Origin of the sequence: Pseudonocardia tropica, from assembly GCF_040105315.1 — a bacterium.
GTDB classification, from domain to species: domain Bacteria; phylum Actinomycetota; class Actinomycetes; order Mycobacteriales; family Pseudonocardiaceae; genus Pseudonocardia; species Pseudonocardia alni.
In genome coordinates this window covers 26,862-42,836 of sequence record NZ_JBEDNP010000018.1, presented here as the reverse complement: position 1 = coordinate 42,836, position 15,975 = coordinate 26,862, and the positions used below count along the sequence as shown (strand labels likewise).

At 76.0% G+C, this 15,975-nt stretch carries 17 protein-coding genes; 11 read left to right on the top strand and 6 right to left on the bottom strand.

Annotated features, from left to right (window positions below; genetic code table 11):
• Positions 1 to 2 precede the first annotated feature (2 nt).
• The 6 genes from cydB to WHI96_RS23535 all read left to right on the top strand — a co-directional run bounded on the left by cydB (position 3) and on the right by WHI96_RS23535 (position 4,989).
• Positions 3 to 1,001: a cytochrome d ubiquinol oxidase subunit II gene (gene cydB, locus WHI96_RS23560; protein WP_345647358.1), complete on the top strand. Its 999-nt coding sequence runs from the start codon at positions 3 to 5 to the stop codon at positions 999 to 1,001.
• 282 nt (positions 1,002 to 1,283) lie between these two features.
• The gene (locus WHI96_RS23555; RefSeq protein WP_345647355.1) at positions 1,284 to 1,736 is read left to right on the top strand and encodes a hypothetical protein; all 453 of its coding nucleotides are present in this window, start codon (positions 1,284 to 1,286) and stop codon (positions 1,734 to 1,736) included.
• Between the two features lie 221 nt (positions 1,737 to 1,957).
• Positions 1,958 to 2,701, top strand: a complete 744-nt coding sequence (locus tag WHI96_RS23550) for a GAF and ANTAR domain-containing protein (RefSeq protein WP_345647353.1) — start codon at positions 1,958 to 1,960, stop codon at positions 2,699 to 2,701.
• Positions 2,702 to 2,732: 31 nt separating this feature from the next.
• Positions 2,733 to 3,515: a GAF and ANTAR domain-containing protein gene (locus tag WHI96_RS23545; RefSeq protein WP_345647350.1), complete on the top strand. Its 783-nt coding sequence runs from the start codon at positions 2,733 to 2,735 to the stop codon at positions 3,513 to 3,515.
• 199 nt (positions 3,516 to 3,714) lie between these two features.
• The gene (locus WHI96_RS23540; RefSeq protein WP_345647347.1) at positions 3,715 to 4,773 is read left to right on the top strand and encodes a fatty acid desaturase family protein; all 1,059 of its coding nucleotides are present in this window, start codon (positions 3,715 to 3,717) and stop codon (positions 4,771 to 4,773) included.
• 48 nt (positions 4,774 to 4,821) lie between these two features.
• Complete coding sequence (locus WHI96_RS23535; protein ID WP_345647344.1) at positions 4,822 to 4,989, top strand: RGCVC family protein; 168 nt, start codon at positions 4,822 to 4,824, stop codon at positions 4,987 to 4,989.
• A gap of 71 nt (positions 4,990 to 5,060) precedes the next feature.
• Here the strand turns inward: WHI96_RS23535 and WHI96_RS23530 are convergent, their stop codons facing one another.
• The 5 genes from WHI96_RS23530 to WHI96_RS23510 all read right to left on the bottom strand — a co-directional run bounded on the left by WHI96_RS23530 (position 5,061) and on the right by WHI96_RS23510 (position 8,336).
• Complete coding sequence (locus WHI96_RS23530) at positions 5,061 to 5,954, bottom strand: NAD(P)H-binding protein (RefSeq protein WP_345647341.1); 894 nt, start codon at positions 5,952 to 5,954, stop codon at positions 5,061 to 5,063.
• A complete protein-coding gene (locus WHI96_RS23525; protein WP_345647338.1) occupies positions 5,951 to 6,424 on the bottom strand; it encodes a hypothetical protein in 474 nt (157 codons plus the stop codon). The genes WHI96_RS23530 and WHI96_RS23525 overlap by 4 nt, the downstream gene beginning before the upstream one ends.
• A 6-nt stretch (positions 6,425 to 6,430) precedes the next feature.
• Complete coding sequence (locus tag WHI96_RS23520; protein WP_345647336.1) at positions 6,431 to 6,682, bottom strand: hypothetical protein; 252 nt, start codon at positions 6,680 to 6,682, stop codon at positions 6,431 to 6,433.
• A 53-nt stretch (positions 6,683 to 6,735) separates the two neighbouring features.
• Positions 6,736 to 7,473, bottom strand: a complete 738-nt coding sequence (locus tag WHI96_RS23515) for a DUF4383 domain-containing protein (protein WP_345647333.1) — start codon at positions 7,471 to 7,473, stop codon at positions 6,736 to 6,738.
• 107 nt (positions 7,474 to 7,580) lie between these two features.
• Positions 7,581 to 8,336 carry a WhiB family transcriptional regulator gene (locus WHI96_RS23510; RefSeq protein WP_345647331.1) on the bottom strand — a complete coding sequence of 252 codons (756 nt, stop codon included), beginning with the start codon at positions 8,334 to 8,336 and terminating at the stop codon, positions 7,581 to 7,583.
• Between the two features lie 582 nt (positions 8,337 to 8,918).
• On the opposite strand from WHI96_RS23510, the gene WHI96_RS23505 reads away from it, so the two are divergent.
• From WHI96_RS23505 to WHI96_RS23485, 5 genes are read left to right on the top strand one after another with little or no spacing between them, the layout of a single operon-like run.
• The gene (locus WHI96_RS23505) at positions 8,919 to 9,122 is read left to right on the top strand and encodes a hypothetical protein (protein ID WP_345647329.1); all 204 of its coding nucleotides are present in this window, start codon (positions 8,919 to 8,921) and stop codon (positions 9,120 to 9,122) included.
• A 43-nt stretch (positions 9,123 to 9,165) separates the two neighbouring features.
• The gene (qcrB, locus tag WHI96_RS23500; protein WP_345647326.1) at positions 9,166 to 10,863 is read left to right on the top strand and encodes a cytochrome bc1 complex cytochrome b subunit; all 1,698 of its coding nucleotides are present in this window, start codon (positions 9,166 to 9,168) and stop codon (positions 10,861 to 10,863) included.
• A gap of 40 nt (positions 10,864 to 10,903) precedes the next feature.
• Positions 10,904 to 11,926 (top strand): 3-oxoacyl-ACP synthase III, encoded by a 1,023-nt coding sequence (locus WHI96_RS23495; protein ID WP_345647323.1) that lies wholly within the window; start codon positions 10,904 to 10,906, stop codon positions 11,924 to 11,926.
• Entirely contained in the window at positions 11,923 to 14,487 is a 2,565-nt protein-coding gene (locus tag WHI96_RS23490; protein WP_345647320.1) for an alpha/beta fold hydrolase, read from the top strand. The genes WHI96_RS23495 and WHI96_RS23490 overlap by 4 nt, the downstream gene beginning before the upstream one ends.
• Positions 14,488 to 14,495: 8 nt before the next feature.
• Positions 14,496 to 15,479, top strand: coding sequence for an NAD-dependent epimerase/dehydratase family protein (locus WHI96_RS23485; RefSeq protein ID WP_345647317.1), 984 nt, complete (start codon positions 14,496 to 14,498; stop codon positions 15,477 to 15,479).
• Between the two features lie 40 nt (positions 15,480 to 15,519).
• On the opposite strand, the gene WHI96_RS23480 is transcribed toward WHI96_RS23485, so the two are convergent.
• Positions 15,520 to 15,933 (bottom strand): IolE/MocC family protein, encoded by a 414-nt coding sequence (locus WHI96_RS23480; protein ID WP_345647314.1) that lies wholly within the window; start codon positions 15,931 to 15,933, stop codon positions 15,520 to 15,522.
• Positions 15,934 to 15,975: the final 42 nt, after the last annotated feature.

Sequence of the window (15,975 nt, the reverse complement as noted above, 5' to 3'; positions counted from 1 at the left end):
ACATGGCACTCGTCGACGTCTGGTTCGTCCTGATCGCGGTCCTGTGGACCGGTTACCTCTGCCTGGAGGGCTTCGACTTCGGGGTGGGGATGCTGCTGCCCGTCGTCGCCCGTGACGAGCCCGACCGCCGCGTCGCGCTCGGCACGATCGGCCCGGTGTGGGACGGCAACGAGGTGTGGCTGATCGTCGCGGGCGGCGCGACCTTCGCCGCGTTCCCCGAGTGGTACGCGAGCCTGTTCTCCGGCTTCTACCTGGCGTTCCTGCTGCTGCTCGTCGCGCTGATCCTGCGCGGGATCGCGCTGGAGTACCGGGGGAAGGAGCCGCGCTGGGCCCCGGTGCTGGACCGCGTGCTGACCGGCTCGTCGCTCGCCGCGGCGCTGCTGCTCGGGGTGGCGCTGGCGAACATCGTGCACGGTGTCCCGCTCGACGCCGACCACGAGTTCACCGGCACGCTGCTCACCCTGCTCCACCCCTACGCGCTGCTCGGCGGCGTCACCACGGTGCTGGTCTTCGCCCTGCACGGGGCGGCCTTCCTCGCGCTGAAGACCGACGGCCCGGTGCGCGAGCGCTCCACCACCGTCGCGGTGACGGCCGGGCTGTGCGCGATCCCGGCGGGTGCGGCGTTCCTGGTCTGGACGCTGCTCGACGGCGCCCCGGTGTGGATCGTCGCCCCGGTCCTGGTCGCGGCCCTCGGCCTGGCCGGCGGGACCCTCGCCGCCGTCCGGGGCCGGTCGGGCCGGTCGTTCACCGCGACCAGGGTCGCGATCGTCGCCGTCGCGGTGACGCTGTTCGGGTCGCTGTACCCGGACGTGCTGCCGTCGACGACCGACCCGGCCTTCTCGCTGACCGTGGTGAACGCGGCGTCGACGGCGTACACGCTGACGATCATGACCTGGGTGGCCGCGGTCGTCACGCCGGTCGTGCTCGCCTACCAGGCCTGGACGTTCTGGGTGTTCCGGCGGCGGCTGACCCGCGACGACGTGGTGGACGCGGCGCACTGAGACCCGGGCCGGGGACGGTGTCGGGCGCGGGACGCGGCGGCGGTCCCCGGCAGCTCCGGCCGGTCCGTCGTCTCCGACCCCGGCTCGCACCCGCGGACGACGAGGTGCTGACATCCGAGGTCCCACCGGTCCGGTTGCCCGCCCCCCGCCGCCCGGCTTACCGTCAGGGTGTCAGCCGTACGCCCCGGACCCCTGGTGTACCGATCGCCTCCACGGACGGAGCCTTCCGGTGCCCAGCCTCGTCACGATCCGCGCGGCCCGTCCGTGTCCGGTCCCGCCCCGGTGAGCGACGACCGGCCCGACCACCCGGATCCGGAGCTGCTGGCCCGCCTCGTCGAGGACCGGCCCGCCGTCGCCGGCCTGACCGCGGGCGAGTTCGGCGGGGTGGCCACCTACCTGCCCGGCCGGCGGGTCCGCGGCGTCCGGATCGGGCCGGACACGGTGGAGATCGCGGTCGTCGGCCGGTATCCGGCCACGGTCCCCAAGATCGACCGACAGGTCCGCGGCGCGGTCGCCCGCCACGTCCGGCACCGGGTCGTGCACGTGCACGTCGCCGACCTGGCCCTGCCCGGCGACCCCGGTCCGGGGGACGCGGTCGTACCGGACGCCGCCCGGACGTCACGGGAACCGGCCGGGGCGACGGGGCCCGTCCACGGGGCGCGGTTCCCGCCGGCCGGCCCACCCGGACACCCGCGGGTCGCGACGACCGCGTCCCCGGCGCAGCGGATACGGTGAGGGCCGACCGAGGTCATCACGGCTCCACGGCGCGCGACGCCGGGCGTGAGCGGCGGCCGCCGCCCCGGCGAACCACGATCGACCCCCGGCCGTGCCCCGCACGGGCGTGGTCGGAGAGCCGGTGCTGATGTCCGACGGTCGACCTCCTCCGTGTCCCCTCGGGTCCACCCCCGTCCGTCCGGGCCACCGGGACGGCGACCGGCGTGGGTGAGCGCGGGGCGGTGACCCGGTCCGTCGTCGCGAGCGCCCCGGGAGCCGCCGACGAACGTGAGCTCGCCGAGCAGGTCTGCCGGGCCTGCGTCGACGGCCTCGACGTGGACGGTGCGGCCATCTCACTGCTGCCCACCGCCGCCACCCGGACCATCCTGGCCGCGACCGACGCGACCGCCCGTCTGCTGGAGGACCTGCAGTTCAGCCTCAACGAGGGCGCCTGCATGGAGGCCGCCGCCAGCGGCCGCCCCGTGCTGGTCCCCGACCTGCACCACGACCTCCACACGGCCCGGTGGCCGCTGTTCGCCGCCGCGGTCGCCGAGCGGACCGCGGTCGGCGCCCTGTTCGCCCTGCCCCTGCAGTGGGGTGCGGTGACCCTCGGCGTGCTCGACCTGTACCGGATCGCGCCGGGTCAGCTCGCCGACGACCAGTGGAGCGACCTGTCCGCGGTCGCCGACACGACGACGTGGCTGTTCCTGGGGCGCCGCACCATGCCCGGGCCGGCCGCGAGCGCCCCGGTGCCACCGGACGGGCCCGGCCCCGTCGGTCACACCGAGCGGTGGCTGGACGAGACCATCGGGTACCGGGCCGAGGTGCACCAGGCGACCGGCATGGTGCTGGCGCAGCTGGGCTGCTCGCCCACCGAGGCGCTCGCCCGCATGCGGGGTTACGCCTTCGCGCACGACATGTTGCTCGCCGACGTCGCCCGCGAGGTCGTCGCCCGACGGCTCGCGTTCACCGAGGAGACCCTGTGACCATGCCGCGGACACACCCAGGAGGACCGTCATGAGAACACCCGACCGCGAGCAGGACGTGGCCCTCGCCTTCGTCGCGCTCGCCGACACCCTGGTCGACGACTACGACGTCATCGACCTGCTCGACCGACTCGCGGCGCACTGCGTGTCGCTGCTCGACGCCGAGGCGGCCGGGATCCTGCTCGGCGACTCGCGCCGCGAGCTGCGCGCCGTCGCCGCCTCCAGCGAGGACGCGCGGACCATGGAGCTGCTGCAGCTCCAGTCGGACCAGGGGCCGTGCATGGACTGCTTCAGCACCGGCACGCCGGTGCTGATCCCCGACATCACCGGCTCCGACGAGGCCGCCCGTCGCTGGCCGCGCTTCGTCGAGGCGGCGCGGGCCGACGGGGGGTTCCGGTCGGTGCACGCGCTGCCGCTGCGGCTGCGGCACCGGGCGATCGGCGCCCTGAACCTGTTCCACCGCAGGCCGGGCCCGCTGCCCGAGGCCGACCTGCGGCTGGGCCAGGCGCTCGCCGACGTCGCCACCATCGGGATCCTGTCCGAGCGCACGATCCGCCACCGCGAGACGGTGCAGGAACAGCTCCAGACCGCGCTGAACAGCCGGGTGACCATCGAGCAGGCCAAGGGTGTCCTCGCCCACGCGCTGCAGCTCGGGATGGACGACGCCTTCGGCCGGCTCCGGCGGTACTGCCGGCGGCAGAACCTGCGCCTGTCCGAGGTCGCCGGCCGAGTCGTCGCCGGGGAGCTGTCCCCGTCGACGTTCAGCACGGAGGTCCCGTCCCCGCCCCGGCACGTCCGGCCCCGCAGGCCGTGACGCCGGACGTGCGGTCCGACCCACCGTGTGCCACATTGCGGTGGCGTGACCGTGCCGTCCCGTGGCGCGGTCCCGACCGCTCCCGGACCGGCTCCGGTCCCGTGGTCGCCCCTGTCCCCGGCGGCTCGTTCCGACGCGCGGACCGAGCGGTCGTCCGGACCGCCCGCCCCGTGTCCCGAGGGTCGATCGGAGAACACGCATGACGACGTCCCCACCCACCGAACCGTCCACCCGCGGCACCCCTCCGACGACGGCGGGCGGGTTCGGCGAGCTGGCCGCCCTGGTGTCCGGGGCGGGTCTGCTGCAGCAGGCCCGCCGCGCCTACCTGCTCCTGTTCGCGGCGAACGCGGTCCTGCTCGCCGGCGGCCTCACCGCGTTCGTGTGGCTCGGCCCGTCCTGGTGGCAGCTGCTGCTCGCGGTGTTCTTCGCGGTCGTGACCACGCAGCTGGCCTTCATCGGCCACGACGCGGGCCACCGTCAGATCTTCACCGGCCGGCGCGCCAACGACGTCGTCGGCTACCTGCACGGCGGGCTCGTCGGGCTGAGCTACGGCTCCTGGGTCGTCCAGCACACGGCCCACCACGCCCACCCCAACCACGCCGACGACGACCCGGACATCGACATCCCGGTCCTCGCCTTCAGCCCCGAGCAGGCCGCCGCCGCGCGCGGGCCGGTGCGGTGGATGATCGGCCACCAGGCGTACCTGTTCCTCCCGCTGCTGTTCCTGGAGGGCTGGAGCCTGCACGTCACCGCCGTCCGGGCGGTCGTCCGTCGTGAGGTCCCCCGCCCGCGGCTGGAGGCGGCGCTGCTCGTCGCGCACGCCGTCGGCTACCTGGGCGCGGTGTTCTGGGTGCTGGACCCGCTGCAGGCGGTCGTCTTCGTCCTCGTCCACCAGGGGCTGTGGGGCGTGTACATGGGGCTGGCGTTCGCGCCGAACCACAAGGGCATGCCCGTCATCCCGGCGGGACGGCGACTGGACCACCTGCACAAGCAGGTGCTGACCTCGCGCAACGTGCTCGGCGGCCGGGTGCTCGACCTCGCGATGGGTGGCCTGAACTACCAGGTCGAGCACCACCTGTTCCCGCGGATGCCGCGCCCGCACCTGCGCCGCGCCCAACCGCTGGTGCAGGCGTTCTGCACCGCACACGGCCTGCCCTACACCCGGACCGGGCCCCTGCGGTCCTACGCCGAGGTCCTGCGTCACCTGCACGCGGTCGGCGCCCCGCTGCGCCGCCCCACCGGGCCACCGGCCCCCTGACCCGTCCCCGGGTCCGCTCGGGGCGACCCCCGAAGGAGCACCACCAGCATGGACGACCGGCAGCCCGCACCCGACACCGACGACACCCGCCCGGACGACCTCTGCCCGGTCTGCCCGCACCGCTGGGCGGACCACGACGCCATCGACCGGAGGTTCTGCTCGGCGAAGATCGCGGGCGGGTCCTCGCGGGGGTGCGTCTGCGCCAAGAACCGCTGAGCACCGCACGGCCCGGGCACCACGCGCCCGGGCACCGGGCACGGGGAGCCGTACGGCCTCCCGTGCCCGGCTCAGGCCGCGCCCGCCCGCGCCCGCTCGGCGAGCGCGACGCGCACCGCGTCGTCGTAGCCCATGGGGTCGAACGGGACGAGCTCCCGGATGCTGTCGTCGCGGACGACGACCTCGTTCCCCATCGAGTCGATCAGCGACCGACCGGTCCGGACGTCGACGTCGGTCACCAGCGACAGCCACCGTGACGACAGCCGCGGGGTCAGCAACGGGACGGGCAGCGCCCGCAGGGTGCGCCCCCGCAGGGCCGCCACCCGTCGCATCATGTCGAGGTAGGCCAGGATCTCGGGACCCCCGATGTCGAACCGGTGACCGAGGCCGCCGGGGAGGTCCAGCACCCCGACGAGGTAGCGGACCACGTCGGCGACCGCGATCGGCTGGGTGCGGGTCCGGACCCACCGGGGACAGACCATGACGGGCAGGTGGTCGACGAGCTGACGGGTCATCTCCCAGGAGATGCCGCCGTGGCCGACGATGATCCCGGCGCGCAGGGTCGTCACCGGGACGCCGGTCGCGCCGAGCAGGTGCTCGACCGCGCGCCGGCTGCGCAGGTGCGCGGAGAGGTCGTCGTCGTCCTCGCCGAGTCCGCCGAGGTAGACGATCCGCCCGACGCCGGCCGCCGCGGCGGCGGTGGCGAACGCACTCGCCGCGCGGGCGTCGCGGTCGGTGAAGTCGGCGTGGTCCAGCGAGTGGACCAGGTAGTAGGCGGCCGTGCAGCCGGCCAGCGCGGCGTCCAGCGACCCGGGGTCGCCGACGTCACCTCCGACGGCCTCGCCGGCTCCCGGGTAGTCCCCCGGGCGGCGGGTCATCGCCCGCACCGGGTGGCCGGCGGCCTCCAGCGCGGGGCACAGCCGCCGGCCGACGAACCCGGAGGCCCCGGCCACGAGGACCGTCACGACCGCCCGCGGACGGCCCGGACGGCCCACAGGACGACCGTCGCCGCGGCCGCACCGCCCGCGGCGGCGAGGGCGGCCCGCAGCGGCGCGCGGGACCACCCGAGCCGGACCGCGGCGGCGGGCGCCACGGCCACCCGGCGGCTGCCGGTCAGGACCGCGCCGACCCGGCTCCGCGTACCGGCCCCCAGGGTGGCCACCGGCCCGGCCGGCCCCCGGACGTCGACGGTGATCCCGCCGCCGTCCAGGACCTCGGCGACCCGGCCGAGCTCGGCCCGGCCCAGTGCACCGGCCAGGACCTCGGGCCGCTGCACGTGGACCTCGACCCGGCGACCCCGCCCGACCACCCGGGCGGTGCTCGAGACGCCGGTGGGCAGCTCGACCCGCACCAGGAGGTCGGCGTCGACCTCGATCCCGGCCGGTGCGGGGTCCAGCGCGTCGAGCTCGGTGAGGAAGGCCTCCAGGTCCGGCACGGTGGCTCAGGCCCCGGGCTCGGCGTGGCCGACCGAGCCGGGGTTGTCCCGGTCCGTCGTCCTGATCCTGATCGTGCCGTCGAGCTTCCAGGTCGCCCGCTCGGCGTCCGGACCGGTCGTCTTCGGCACCTCGACCGACAGCTGGTCGAAGCTGTACTCGACGACCGCGCCCTTCCCGGTCAGGTAGGACCAGAGTTCGTGTCCGAACTCGGCGATGTTCGTGGTGCCGCTGCGGCTGTTCGACTGCGTGCTCGTCATGGTTCTCCTCGTCGATGGTGCTGGGTCGTGCACGGTTCTGGGCGGGGCCGGTCTCAGCCGTCCCCGCGCCGGGTCCGGCGCCAGCCGGCGATCCGGTCCTCCCCCCGCCGGGTCCGGCCGGCCTCGGTGACGCCGTCGGCCTGTGCGCGGGTCGCGCCGCGCCGGGAGACGGCGCGTTCGGCCTCGGCCAGGTCGATGACGTCGGCGATCTCGACGACGCCGTGGTAGGCGGTCGGCAGCCGGTCGGCCGACCCGTCCGGGGCCTCGCCGTCGCCCGGCTGCTCCTCCGGCTCAGCACCGTCGCGGTCCTCGCCGGGGTGGCGTTCACGGCGGTACGGGTTCTCGGGCGGCAGCCGGCCGGTGAAGCGGCCCCAGCCGCCCAGGATCAGCAGGAACGCCCCGGACACCAGGCTGAACACGACGTTCGACATGCCGAACGCCAGGATGTTCCACGAGGTGGGCAGCACGAGCACGTTCGCGATCCCGGAGAGCATGAACGCCGCCCCGGCCACGGTCAGCGCGGTGGAGGCGATGCGTTCACCGCCGATCGCCGCCGCGATCAGCAGCCCGCCGACGACCAGCGAGATCCCCGCGAGCAGGCCGTTGGTGGACAGCCCCGCGATCGGTACGCCCTCGGTGTCGAACCAGTCCAGCCGGTCCACCAGACCCAGCACACCGAAGCCGCAGAGCACGAGCCCGAACACGGCGGCCGCCGTGCGGTGCAGCACGGCGAGCCGGCCCGGCCGGCGCGACCAGGAGGTCTCCGCGGGCTCGTGCCAGACCCGGCTCATGTCGGGACCATCCGCCGGGTTCGCGCCGGCCTCGGACGGCACGGTGGTGCAGCGGTCACGGAGGTACCTCCATCGGTCTGGTCCGGGCAGGGGGTGGCAGGGACCGTTCAGGTGATCGGGTAGTGCTCCTCGACCAGCTGCCGGACGGCGGCGACGGTCGCGTCGAGACCGCCCTGGACGGTCCCGTCGTGATCGGGGACCCGGGTGGTGTGCAGCCACACCGTGACCTGCGAGCCGGGCCCGCTGCCGGTCCCGATGTCGGTGACCTCGAGGGAGCCGCGGTAGTCGCCGGGACCCTCGGAACCCCAGGCGATGCGCCGGGCGTCCCGGTCGACGTCGAACCAGGCGTCGCCCTCGACGCGGGTGCCGTCCGGCGTCTCCGCCTCCGTGTGCACCTCGTTCCCGTCGCCGGATCGGGCCGCGGTCATCCGGGAGAAGTAGCGGGGCAGGTTGCGGACGTCGGACAGGAAGGCGAACAGCGCCGCGGCGTCGGCGTTCACGGTGGTGCTCGCACGGAAGTCGGCCATGGGCGGTGCGCACTCCTCGGGTCGGGTACGGGTACGGGCCGCCAGGCGCCGGAGGGCGCTCGGTCCGGCGCGCAGCAGGTCGTGGCGCTCGCCGGCGGTGAGACCGCCCCACACCCCGTAGGGCTCCTGCACGAGCAGGGCGTGCAGGCCGCACTCCTCGATCACCGGGCAGACGGCGCACACCCGCTTGGCGGCGGCGTCCCGGGCGGCCGCGGCCGGACCACGCTCGCGGGCCGGATGGAAGAACACGCCGGCGTCGGTCTCGCGGCAGGCGGCGTGCATCTGCCAGTCCCACACGGTGGTGACCGGAGCCGGGAGCCGCCGGAGCTCAGCCATGACGCCGCCGGAGGCGAGGTCCTCGATCCAGGACGGAGATCATGGGACTGCCCCCTCGTCGCCGGACGCGGCGGGAGCCGGCCGGTCGGTGGCGGGCGGGTGCCGACGCACGGCCCCCGAACCCGGGTCCGGGACGCGGGACGGGTGTCGTCCCGACACGTCACGGACACTGCTGACGGGTTCGCCGGGGGCAGGGGCGAGAGGTTACCGGGGCCACGATACGGCGCCCCGGAGCCGACGACCAGGCTCGTCGTCACGATGGCGGCGGGACGTGGTCGCTGTCCGTCCACGGTCGCACGACCGCCGGACTCCGGCAACGGGAGCGCCGACCGCCGGCGTCCGGTTCCCGCCGGGCGGTCTCCGGCGCCCGTCCGGAGGGCGGGGGCGGCCGTCGTCGGTGGCCGATCGCCGCCGGGTGTGCCACCGTGAAACCAGCTCGTCCCGCCCCGGCCCCCGGCGTCCCGCTGCGTGACCGTCCCGGGTGATCTGCCGGCCGACCGACCGGTCGTCGTCCTCGACCGCCGGGCGCGCACGGATCCTCCGACGTCTCGGCACGTCTCCCTCCGGTGTCAGGAGCTTCCCATGCCCGCACACGTGTGCGACCGCTGCGGCGAGGTGACCGTCGACCTCGAACGGTGCCGCTGCGCGACCGCGACGACCGGCCCGTGGCCGGCCCGCCGCCCCGGCTCGGCGCGCCCACGGGCCTCGCGGCCGACCTGGCGGACCCGGCCCGTGCTGTCCCGCCCGGAACGGGACGCCGCCGCCTCCGACCCCGAACCGGCGTGAGCGCACCGGCGGGAACCGGTCCCGCGATGCGCAGGAGGACCCGATGAGCCCCGCCACCGCCTCGTCCCCCCGGCCCGACCGGGTCGCCTCGGGCGCCGACCAGCTGGACCAGCGCTACCACCCGGCGTCGGGGCTGCGGAAGCAGTTCAACAAGGTCTTCCCGACGCACTGGTCGTTCATGATGGGCGAGGTCGCCCTCTACAGCTTCGTCATCCTCGTGGTGACGGGCGTCTACCTGGCGCTGTTCTACGACCCGTCGATGGCCGAGGTGGTCTACAACGGGCCCTACGACCCGCTGCGCGGGGTGACCGTGTCCCGGGCCTACGAGTCGACCCTGGAGATCTCCTTCGAGGTCCGCGGCGGGCTGTTCATGCGTCAGCTGCACCACTGGTCCGCGCTGCTGTTCCTCGCGGCGATGTTCGTGCACATGTTCCGGACGTTCTTCACCGGCGCGTTCCGCAAGCCGCGCGAGGCCAACTGGATCATGGGCGTCGTCCTGATCCTGCTGGGGACCTTCACCGGCTTCACCGGCTACTCACTGCCCGACGACCTGCTCTCCGGGGTCGGCCTGCGGATCGCCTCCGGCATCACGCTGTCGGTGCCGGTGCTCGGGAGCTGGGTGCACTGGGCGCTGTTCGGCGGCGAGTTCCCCGGGACCGAGATCATCCCGCGGCTCTACATCATCCACGTGCTGATCCTGCCCGGGCTGCTGCTCGCGCTGATCGCGGCGCACCTGGGCCTGGTGTGGTACCAGAAGCACACCCAGTTCCCCGGCGCGGGCCGGACCGAGAACAACGTCATCGGCGTGCGGATCATGCCGCAGTTCGCGGCGAAGGCCGGCGCGTTCTTCTTCGTCGTCGCCGGAGTGCTGGGTCTGGTCGCGGGGCTGTTCCAGATGAACCCGATCTGGCACATGGGTCCCTACGACGTCGCGCACATCTCCGCCGGGTCGCAGCCGGACTTCTACATGATGTGGTCCGACGGCATGGCGCGGATCTTCCCGCCGTGGGAGTTCTACCTCTTCGGCACCTACACGATCCCCTCGACGTTCCTGCCGACCGCGGCCTTCCTGCCGGTGCTGTTCGTGCTGGCCGGGGCCTACCCGTCGATCGAACGCCGGATGACCGGCGACGACGCGCTGCACAACCTGCTGCAGCGCCCCCGCGACGTCCCCGTCCGCACGGCACTGGGGGCGATGGCGATCGCGTTCTACATGGTCCTTGTGCTGTCGAGCTTCAACGACTGGATCGCCTACTTCTTCCACATCTCGCTCAACGCGACCACCTGGGCGGGCCGGCTGCTGCTGCTCGTCGCGCCCCCGGTCGTGTACTGGCTGGCCTACCGCTGGTGCCTGGGCCTGCAGCGGTCGGACCGGCAGGTGCTCGAGCACGGGATCGCGGTCGGCGTCGTCCGGCGGCTGCCGCACGGCGAGTTCATCGAGGTCCACCAGTCGATCGGCGGTGTCGACCCGGCCGGTCACCCCGTCCCGCTGGCCTACCAGGGGGCCTCGGTGCCCAAGCGGATGAACCAGTTGGGTGCGGCCGGCGAGCCGGTCCCCGGGTCGCTGCTCCGGCCGGACCCCGCCGACGAGTCCCGCGCGCTGGCGCAGGCGCGGAACGAGGCGCACGACGCCGAGCTCGTCGCGAGCGAGCGGCGCGCCGCCGACCGCGCCGGGACGGCAGACCGGGAGATCGAGACGGCCGGCCGGCCCGACGACGAGGGCCGGCCCCGGCAGCCGTGACCCGCACGATCGTGTCCGCACCCCCTCACGAGAGGCATGCATGAACGGCACCACCCTGTTCCACCACGACTCGACGGTGATCGTGTCGGTCTGCGGGGTCGACGCTCCCACGGTCGTGACCTCCGCGGAGATCGACGACCGGCTGGGCGCGACCTACCGGCGGCTCCGGTTTCGGCCGGGTCTGCTGGAGGGGCTGGCCGGGATCACCGAGCGACGGTGGTGGGAGCCGGACGTCGGTTTCACCGACGCGGCGGCGCTCGCGGGGGCGAAGGCCCTCGCCGACTCGGGCGTCGACCCGGCCGGGATCGGGCTGCTGATCGACACCTCGGTGGCCCGGTCGCACCTCGAGCCGTCCTCGGCGGTCGCGGTGCACTCCGCGCTGGGTCTGCCGACCACGTGCGTGAACTTCGACCTGGGCAACGCCTGCCTCGGGTTCCTCAACGGCATGCAGCTGGCCGCCTCGCTGATCGACGCCGGCCGCATCGACCACGCCCTGATCGTCGACGGGGAGGGGTCGCGGCACACCCAGGAGATCACCCTCGAACGGCTGGCCCGGCCCGACTCCACCCGGGAGGACGTGCTGTCGCAGTTCGCCACCCTCACCCTCGGCTCGGGCGCGGCCGCGATGGTGCTCGGCCGCGCCGACGACCACCCCGCGGGGCACCGGTTCCGCGGCGGCGCGATCCGCGCCGCCACCGAGCACCACCGGCTGTGCATCGGTGACCTCGACGGGATGAGCACCGACGCGGGCGGTCTGCTCGACGCCGGCGTCGCCCTCGGGCGCGCCCTGTGGGCCGACGCGCGGGACCCGTTCGGCTGGGGCGACGTCGACCGCTACTGCGCCCACCAGGTGTCGCAGGTCCACACCCGGGCCATGTGCCGGGCGCTGGACATCGACAGCGCCCGCGTCCCGCTGACCTTCCCGACCCGCGGCAACATGGGCCCGGCCGCGGTGCCCTACACCCTGGCCGGGCAGGCCGACTCCCTCGACACGGGCGATCGGGTCCTGCTCGTCGGCGTGGGCTCGGGTCTCAACGCCTGCTTCGCCGAGGTCGTCTGGTGAGCCGCGCGACCGTCGCCGCGACGCTCCCGCCCCGGCTGCCCGGGCTGGACCCGGCGTGGTCGAGGCTGGTCACCGCCGACGACGCCGACGGCGTGCCGCGCACCTGGCACGTCCTCGACAACGGCGCCGAGCCGAGCACCGGGACCATGCTGTGCGTCCACGGGAACCCGACCTGGTCCTACCTGTGGCGCCGCTTCCTCGACCACGCACCGCCCGGGTGGCGGGTCCTCGCGGTCGACCAGCTCGGCATGGGCCACTCCGACCGCACCGCGGAGCCGCGCACCTTCGGCCGGCGGGTCGACGACCTCGGGGTCGTCACCGACGCCCTGGGGGTGACCGGGCCGGTGGTGTCGGTCGGGCACGACTGGGGCGGGCCGATCTCGCTGGGCTGGGCGCTGGCCCACCGGGCGCAGGTGCGCGGGGTCGTCCTGGCCAACACCGGGGTGCACCAGCCCGCGGGCTCCCCCGCCCCGGCGCTGATCCGGCTGGCCCGGACACCGCTGCTGCGCGCGGGCGTGTGCACCGCGACGCCGGTGTTCGTGCGCGCCGCGGGCGTGCTCTCGCGGCCCGCGCTCGACGGGGCGGTGCGCGACGCGCTCGCCGAGCCCTACCGCAGCGCGGAGCGCCGCCGCGCCGTCGGCGACTTCGTCGCCGACATCCCGCTCGAACCCGGGCACCCCAGCACCCCGGTCCTGGACCGGGTGAAGGCGGGCCTCGCCGATCTCGGCGACGTCCCGGTGCTGGCGCTGTGGGGGCCGCGCGACCCGGTGTTCTCCGACCGCTACCTGCGCGACCTGCTGGCCCGGGTCCCGCACGCCGACGTCCACCGGTACGAGACCGCGTCGCACCTGGTCACCGAGGACGCCCCGCGGACCGCGCGGGACACCTGGGCGTGGGTCGAGGAGGTCACCGGCGGCGGGGGCCGGCCCGCCCCCGCGCCCCCGTCGACCGCGCGCCCGGCGTTGTGGGCGGGCCTCGACGAGCGGGTCGACGACCCGTCGACCGCGGTCGTGGAGCTCGCGGGGCTGCGACGGCACGTCTCGTTCGCGCTCCTGGGCAGGCGGGTGCGGGACATCGCGGCCGGGCTCGCGGCCCACGGGGTGCGGCCGGGCGAGCGGGTCGCCCTGCTGGTGCCGCCCGGCGCGGACCTGACCGCCGCGGTCTACGCGTGCTGGCGGGCCGGGGCCGTCATCGTGGTCGCCGACCCCGGTCTCGGCCCGGCCGGGCTGGCCCGGGCCCTGCGCGGCGCCGCCCCGGACCACGTCGTCGGCGCCGCGCGCGGGCTCGCGCTCGCCCGGCTCGCGGGGATCCCCGGGCGCCGGATCGCCACCGACACCCTGTCCCCGGTGACCCGCCGTCTCCTGGGGGTCGGCGCGGACCTGGCCGGGCTGGCGCGGGCCGGGCGCGGGCGGGCCCTGCCCCCCGCGCCGTCCGCCGACGCCGAGTGCGCGGTCCTGTTCACCTCCGGCTCCACCGGCCCGGCGAAGGGCGTGGTCTACCGGCACCGCCAGGCCACGGCGCAGGTCGCGGCACTGCGGACGGCGTTCGGCATCACGCCCGAGGACCGGCTCGTCGCCGCGTTCCCGCCGTTCGCCCTCTACGGCGCCGCGCTGGGGATCGCCGCGGCCGTGCCCGACGCACCGGTCCCGGGCCGGCTCACCGCCGTCGCGCTGGCCGAGGCCGCGGCGGCCGTCGCGGCCACCGTCGTGTTCGCCTCGCCCGCCGCGCTGCGCACCGTCGTCGCGACCGCGGGCGGCGCGACCTGCGAGCGGCACCGGGCCGCGCTCGCCCGGGTCCGGCTCGTCGTCTCGGCGGGGGCGCCGGTGCCGGCGGCGCTGCTGCACGCGCTGCGTGCGGTCCTCCCGCACGCCGAGCCGCACACCCCCTACGGCATGACCGAGGCGCTGCCGGTCACCGACATCACCCTCGCCGGGATCGACGCCGCGGGATCGGGGGACGGGGTGTGCGTGGGCCGCCCGCTCGTCGGCGTCGCGGTCCGGGTGAGCCCGCTGACCCCCACCGGGGACGCGACCGGGCCGCTGACCGACACCCCCGGCGTCACCGGTGAGCTCTGCATCCGCGCCGGGCACGTCAAGGACCGCTACGACCGGCTGTGGGGCACCGAACGGGAGACCTCCCGTGACCCGGGGTGGCACCGCAGCGGCGACGTCGCGCACCTCGACGACACGGGCCGGGTGTGGGTCGAGGGCCGGCTCGCCCACGTCGTCACCACGCCGGAGGGCCCGGTGGGCCCGGTCGGGATCGAGCAGCGGGTGCAGCGGGTGACCGGCGGGCTCGTCGCCGTCGTCGGGGTCGGCCCGCCCGGGACCCAGCTGGTCGTGGTCGTGCTGTCCCGCGAGGGCGCGCGCGGGCGCTCCGGGACGGCGCGCCCGGCGCTCGCGAGGTCGGTGCGGCACGCGGCGGGCCGCGAGGTCGCCGCCGTGCTGGTCACCGACCGGCTGCCGCTCGACGTCCGGCACGCCGCGAAGATCGACCGGGCCCGGGTCGCCCGCTGGGCCGGGCTCGTCCTGGCCGGGCGGCGGGCGGGCGGGCGACCGTGAGGGTCCTGGTGACCGGGGCGAGCGGGGTGCTCGGCCGGACCGTGGCCGACATGCTCGCCGACCGCGGCGACACGGTCACCGTGCTGCAGCGCAGGCCGTCCGGGACCGGGCACGCCGAGGTGCTGGCCGACGTCGCCGACGCCCCCGCGGTCGCCGCGGCGGTGCGGGGCCACGACGCCGTCGTCCACCTCGCCGCGCGGGTCGGCATCACCGGGCGGTGGCCGGAGTTCGAGCGCAGCAACGTCACCGGCACCCGCACCGTCCTGGGCGCCTGCCGCGTCGCCGGGGTGGAGCGGCTCGTCCACGTGTCCTCCCCGGCGGTCGCGCACGCCGGGGCCGCGCTCGTCGGCGCGGGCGCCGGGCCCGCCGACCCCGCACGGGCCCGCGGGCACTACGCGCGCAGCAAGGCACTGGCCGAGCTGGTCGCGCTCGGCGCGGGCGGCGGGCGGCGGGGCCGGCCCGCGGTCGTCGTCGTGCGGCCGCACCTGGTGTGGGGGCCCGGGGACACCCAGCTCGTCGGCCGCATCGTCGCCCGCGCCCGTGCGGGCACGCTGGTCGGCGTCGGGTCGGGCGCCGCGCTGATCGACACGACCTACCTGACCAACGCCGCCGACGCGCTGGTCGCGGCCCTGGACCGCTGCCCCGGCCTCGACGGACGCGCGCTGGTCGTGACCAACGGCGAGCCGCGCCCGGTGTCCGAGCTGGTCGCGGCGATCTGCGACGCGGCGGGGGCGCCCCCGCCCCGGTACGCCGTCCCGGCCGGGGTGGCGCGGGCGGGCGGCGCGCTCGCCGAGGCGCTCTGGGCGGCCCTGCCCCTGCCGGGTGAGCCGCCGATGACGCGGTTCCTCGCCGGGCAGCTCTGCACCGCGCACTGGTTCGACCAGCGCGGCACCCGGGACGCGCTGGGCTGGGCGCCGCGGGTGGGCCTCGACGAGGGGTTCGCGCTGCTCGCGCGCAGCGGGGTGGGCCGACCCCGGCCGGGCGCGCGGTGATCCGCTCGGCGCGCGTGTCCGGACGCGCGCGCCGAGCGGATCAGCGCGCGCCGGGCGGATCAGCGCGCGCCGGGTCCCACGGTGCGCCCGTCCCGTCCGGGGTGACCGTGATGTGGCGGGCCCCCCACGCCGGTGCGGCGGCCAGCAGCAGGTCGCGGACCGCGTCCGCGGTCTCCCGCTCCGGCCCGTCGTCGGACCACCAGGCCGGGACGTTCTCCAGCTCGACGTGGGTGATGCCGTTCTCCTCGGACAGCGCGCGGACCCCGTCGAACCCGCCGTGGGCGCGCATCGCCGCCGGGAGGTCGGCCGACAGCAGGCCGAACCCGCGGAACCCCGCCGCGGCGGCGGCCTCGACCCGGGTCCGCAGGGGCACCGGGCTGCGCAGGTCCGCCCGGTCGGACGCGGCGTCGCCCGCCGAGGTCCGGCACGTCGCCATCAGGGGTTCGCCGAACACGGGCCCACCTTCCCCGGCGCCCGCGCCGGCGCGCGGGGCGTG